The organism is Nocardiopsis sp. MG754419, assembly GCF_018207095.1.
Taxonomy (GTDB): Bacteria; Actinomycetota; Actinomycetes; order Streptosporangiales; family Streptosporangiaceae; genus Nocardiopsis.
The window spans coordinates 1-5,064 of record NZ_QOCZ01000243.1; the positions used below are offsets into that span (position 1 = coordinate 1).

Sequence of the window (5,064 nt, forward strand, 5' to 3'; positions counted from 1 at the left end):
GGTGAGCAGACGGGGGGTCATGGTGCGTCCTCCGGGGGTGCGGGCGAAGGGTGAATCGTTTTAATCGGTGGGACGAAGCGGCCCGGGGCCGCTCAGGGGTCAGGGGCGATGGGCCGCGGTGGAACCACGCAGGACGATCTCCGGGGTGAAGAGACGTCGCTCGTGTCGGTGGTCGGGGGTGTCGAGGTGTTCCCGGAGCAGGCCCATGGCCGTGCGGCCCAACCGGTACTTGGGCTGGGCGACCGTGGTCAGCCCGGGGTGGATGAGCGCGGCCACGTCGATGTCGTCGTAGCCCATCACCGAGATGTCGTCGGGGGCGTGCAGACCACGCCGGCCCAGGCCCTTCAGGAAACCCAGGGCGAGCTGGTCATTGGCGCAGAACACCGCGGTGGAGCGCTGGCGCGGACCACCGGCCAGGACGGCGTCCACCGCCTTCTCGCCCTGCTCGGGGTTGAGCTGGGGCACGTGCACCAGGTTCAGGGCCGTCTCCGGGTCCAGTCCGGCCTCGGTCACCGCCTGGAGCAGACCTTGGTGGCGGCGGTGGACCTGGTCGATGGAGAACGGGCCGGTGAGGAAGGCGATCCGTTCGTGGCCGAGTCCGATGAGGTGGCGCCCTGCGGCCAGGCCGCCGGCCTCGTTGTCGACGCTGACGCTGCACCCCTCCTCCACGGGTACGTCGCCGCGGTCCAGCGCCACCCAGGGGATGCCCTGCTTGCTCAACCAGCGCAGGTCGGAGAGGTCGTCGTCGATCGGCATGACCACGGCCCCCGCGGCCCGCTGTCCGGCGAGCAGCCGCAGGTTGCGTTCCTGCCGGCTGTGCTGTTCGGCCGAGTTGAGCAGCAGCACCGCCAGGCCGGCCTCCACCGCCTCGTCCTCGATCCCGCGCGCCACCTCGGTGAAGTAGGGGTTGGTCACGTCCAGGACCAGGAGTCCGACGCAGTCGCTGCGTCCGGACCTCAGGCTGCTGCCGGAGGAGTTGCGCACGTAGTCGAGCTCGCGGATGGCGGACTCCACCCGCTCCCTGGTCTCCCGCGCCACCCGTTCGGGCCGGTTGAGGACGTTGGACACCGTCCCGGGCGAGACTCCGGCGTGCCGTGCGACCTCGGTGATGCCGACGGAACGTCGGATCGGGGTGGTGCTCGGGGTGTCGGGCACGTGCGGTCCTCCCAGCATGAGGTTCGGAGGGTGTGCTCATGGTCACACCGTGATTGAAACGTGTCAATAGCGATCTTACAAGTGCGCGCGAGGCGGTGGGGGTGTCCGGGGGTATCCGACGGTGCTGCGCCTGTGTCGCTTGGTTTATCAGGATGTTTCCGAGATGTCTTGACGGGTGTCTGTGTTCTAATTAACATCTGCCTCACCTTAAAACGTTTTGTGCTCCGGTTCGTCCCGGCACATCGTCCTCAACGGAAGGAGGACAACATGGCGGCACGGGGCCCCACGGGTCCGCCCGTCCTCTCCCTCGCCGACGTGAGCAAGGCCTTCGGCAACGTCCGGGCGCTACGGGACATGTCCCTGGACCTGTGGCCGGGTGAGATCCACGCCCTGGTCGGTGAGAACGGGGCCGGGAAGTCCACCCTCGTCAAGGCCCTGGCCGGGGTGCACCGCCCCGACGAGGGTCGTCTCCTGGTCGACGGCGAGCCCGTCGCGTTCACCGCCCCCGTCGACGCCCAGCGGGCGGGGGTCGCGGTCATCTACCAGGAACCCACCCTCTTCCCCGACCTGTCGGTCACCGAGAACATCTTCGTCGGCCGCCAGCCGCGCACCCGGTGGGGCACCATCGACAAGGCCCTCATGCGCCGCAGGACCAGGGAGGCCTTCACCCGTCTGGGCGTGGAGGTGGACCCCGACCGTCCCGCGCGCGGACTCTCCATCGCCGACCAGCAGCTCGTGGAGATCGCCAAGGCCATCACCCGCGACGCTCGGGTGCTGGTCATGGACGAGCCCACCGCCGCGCTGTCCGGGGTGGAGGCCGAACGTCTGTTCCGGGTCGCCCGGTCACTGCGGGACGCGGGCGCCGCCCTGCTGTTCATCTCCCACCGGTTCGACGAGGTCTTCTCCCTGAGCGACCGCGTCACCGTGGTGCGCGACGGCTCCTTCGTCTCCTGCGACCCCACCGGCGAACTGGACGTGGACACCGTCGTGCGGCGCATGGTCGGCCGCGACGTCGACGACCTCTACCCCAAACAGGAGGCGTCCCTCGGCGACGTCGTCCTGGAGGTCGAGGGGCTCACCCGTCATGGCGTCTTCGCCGACGTCTCCTTCACCGTGTGCGCCGGGGAGATCGTGGCCCTGGCCGGGCTCGTGGGCGCAGGCCGCAGCGAGGTCGTGCGCGCCGTGTTCGGTGTGGACCGCTACGACGCCGGAACCGTCCGCGTCCATGGCCGGCGCCTGCCCGTGGGACGCCCCAAGGCCGCGATGGCCGCCCGTATGGCCCTGGTGCCCGAGGACCGCCGCCAGCAGGGGCTGGTCATGGAGTCCTCCATCGCCCGTAACGCCACCTCCACCCGTCGACGTCCCCTCAGCCGCGCGGGCCTGCTGACCTCCCGCGCCGAGAACGCCGAGGCGGGGCACTGGGGTGAGCGTCTGCACCTCAAGTTCGGCGACCTCGCCGACACCGTCTCCACGCTGTCCGGCGGCAACCAGCAGAAGGTCGTGCTGGCCAAGTGGTTGTCCACCGAGCCGCTCGTCCTGTTCGTCGACGAGCCCACCCGCGGCATCGACGTGGGCACCAAGGCCGAGGTCCACCGGCTGCTCACCACGCTGGCCGGTGAGGGCCTCGCCGTGGTGATGGTCTCCAGCGAACTGCCCGAGGTCCTCGGCATGGCCGACCGGGTCCTGGTCATGCACGAGGGGCGCCTCACCGCCGAACTCGACCGCTCCGAGGCCGACGAGGAGTCGGTCATGTACGCGGCCACCGGCCAGGTCCGGGTGAGCTGATGCACCGCACACCGTCCACCACCCGCACACCTCCCGGGAAGGGGGCACCGTGACCGTGTCCGACACCGAACATCCACCCCCGGACGCGCCGCCCACCGCCACCAGGACGACCGCCGTCTCCGAGGGCGGCGGGCGCGTCCGGCGCACCCGTCAGGTCCGTGAACTGGGCGTGCTCCTGGCCGTGGTGCTGCTCATCGTCGCCACGTGGCTGCACAACCCCGGTTTCCTGTCCACCCAGGGCGTGCGCGACCTATTCCTCGGCGCCACCGTGCTCTCGGTGCTGGCCGTGGGCCAGGCGCTGGTGCTCATCACCAAGAACGTCGACCTGTCGGTGGGATCGGTCATGGGCCTGGCGGCCTTCGCCACCGGCACCCTGTTCGTCACCTTCCCCGGACTCCCGCTCCCCGTGGTCCTCCTCGCCGGGATTCTGCTGGGCGCCCTGTGCGGTCTGGCCAACGGTGTCCTCGTGACCTTCGCCCAGGTGCCCGCACTGGTCGTCACCCTGGGCACCCTCTACGCCTACCGCGGTCTCGGCCACTGGTGGGCCGACGGCGGACAGGTCAACGCGCACGACATGCCCTCCGCGTTCCTGAGCCTGGGCCGTGTCAGCGTCCTGGGCGTGCCGCTGCCCGCCGCCGTCGCCATCGTGGTGGTCGTCGGTGTGGGCCTGTACCTGTCCCACTACCGTTCGGGCCGGGAACTGTACGCCATCGGCTCCAACGTCGAGGCCGCCCGGCTGTCCGGCATCCCCGTGGGACGCCGCGTCCTGGCCGCCTTCGTCGCCAACGGCGCCCTGGCCGGGCTGGCCGGAGTGCTCTTCGCCGCCCGCTACGGCACCGTCGACTCCACCGTCGGTTTCGGTATGGAGTTGCAGGTCGTGGCCGCCGCGGTCGTGGGCGGCGTGGCCATCGCCGGGGGCGTGGGCACCGTCTACGGCGCGGCCCTCGGCGCCATCCTGCTCACCACCATCACCGCCGCCCTGCCCATCTGGCGGATCGACCAGTTCTGGCACCAGGCCGTCGTCGGCGCGCTCATCCTGGCCGCGATCGGCCTGGACCGCCTGCTGGCGCTGCGCTCGGCGCGCAGACTTCGAGGAGGTCCCCGTGGCTCCTGACACCCTCACCCCGGCCCCGGCCCCCGATCGGGCCGGCGCGCGACGCACCGGCATCGGCAGGGTCCGCTCCGTGCTGTCGGCCCGCGAGGCCCCGGTGGTCGGCGCGTTGGTGGTCGCCCTGCTGTGCGCGTCGATGTTCGTCGACGTGTTCGCGACCGGGCGCAACATGAGCTTCCTGCTGCTCAGCGTGGCCGCCATCGCGCTGATGGCCCTGCCGATGACGCTCATCGTCATCACCGGTGAGATCGACCTGTCGGTGGCCTCCACCCTGGCCCTGACCAGCGCCACTCTGGGTCTGCTCTGGGAGTCCGGGGTCCCCCTGGAGACCGCCCTGGCGATCTGCCTGGCGTTCGGAGCCCTGCTGGGCGCCCTCAACGGGGTACTCGTCACGGTGATGGGGTTGCCCTCCCTGGCCGTCACCATCGGCACCATGGCCCTCTACCGGGGGCTGGCCTACGTGCTCCTGGGCGACCGGGCCGTGGCCAGCTACCCGCAGGGCTGGGTGGGCGGAGCCCGCGCGCCCTTCCTCGGCATCGAGGGCCTGCCCTGGATCGCGGTGGCCCTCATGGTGCTGGCGGCGCTCTTCGCCGTGTTCCTGCACGCCACCGGGGCCGGCCGCGCCCTGTTCGACATCGGCAACAACGACGAGGCCGCCCGGTTCTCCGGGGTCGCGGTCAAGTGGACCAAGTTCTGGCTGTTCACCCTCAGCGGGGTGGTGGCCTCCTCCGCCGGGGTCTTCTGGACCCTGCAGTACGGCACCTCCCGTGCCGACACCGCCTTCGGCCTGGAGTTGCAGGTCGTGGCCGCCGTCCTGCTCGGAGGCGTGTCCATCTTCGGTGGGGTCGGCTCGATCCTGGGCGTGATGAGCGGGGTGCTGCTGCTCGGCGTCCTGCGCAACGCGCTCCAGCTGTTCGGCATCGGCAGCGACGTGCTGCTCATCGTCACCGGCGCCATCCTCATCGCCTCCGTCGTGACCCCCAACCTCGTGGCCCGGGTCCGTTCCCGGCGCC

The 5,064-nt window shown here is 70.9% G+C and carries 4 protein-coding genes; 3 read left to right on the top strand and 1 reads right to left on the bottom strand.

Features of this window, described 5'->3' with window-relative positions:
- Positions 1-99: 99 nt before the first annotated feature.
- Entirely contained in the window at positions 100-1,155 is a 1,056-nt protein-coding gene (locus DSY14_RS26865) for a LacI family DNA-binding transcriptional regulator (RefSeq protein ID WP_307851347.1), read from the bottom strand.
- Between the two features lie 267 nt (positions 1,156-1,422).
- On the opposite strand from DSY14_RS26865, the gene DSY14_RS26870 reads away from it, so the two are divergent.
- The 3 genes from DSY14_RS26870 to DSY14_RS26880 form a co-directional block, all read left to right on the top strand.
- Positions 1,423-2,940, top strand: a complete 1,518-nt coding sequence (locus DSY14_RS26870; RefSeq protein ID WP_211719407.1) for a sugar ABC transporter ATP-binding protein — start codon at positions 1,423-1,425, stop codon at positions 2,938-2,940.
- Positions 2,941-2,989: 49 nt separating this feature from the next.
- Complete coding sequence (locus tag DSY14_RS26875; RefSeq protein WP_307851348.1) at positions 2,990-4,054, top strand: ABC transporter permease; 1,065 nt, start codon at positions 2,990-2,992, stop codon at positions 4,052-4,054.
- The coding region (locus tag DSY14_RS26880) for an ABC transporter permease (RefSeq protein WP_211719408.1) at positions 4,044-5,064 on the top strand (1,021 nt) is incomplete at its 3' end. The genes DSY14_RS26875 and DSY14_RS26880, both read left to right, overlap by 11 nt.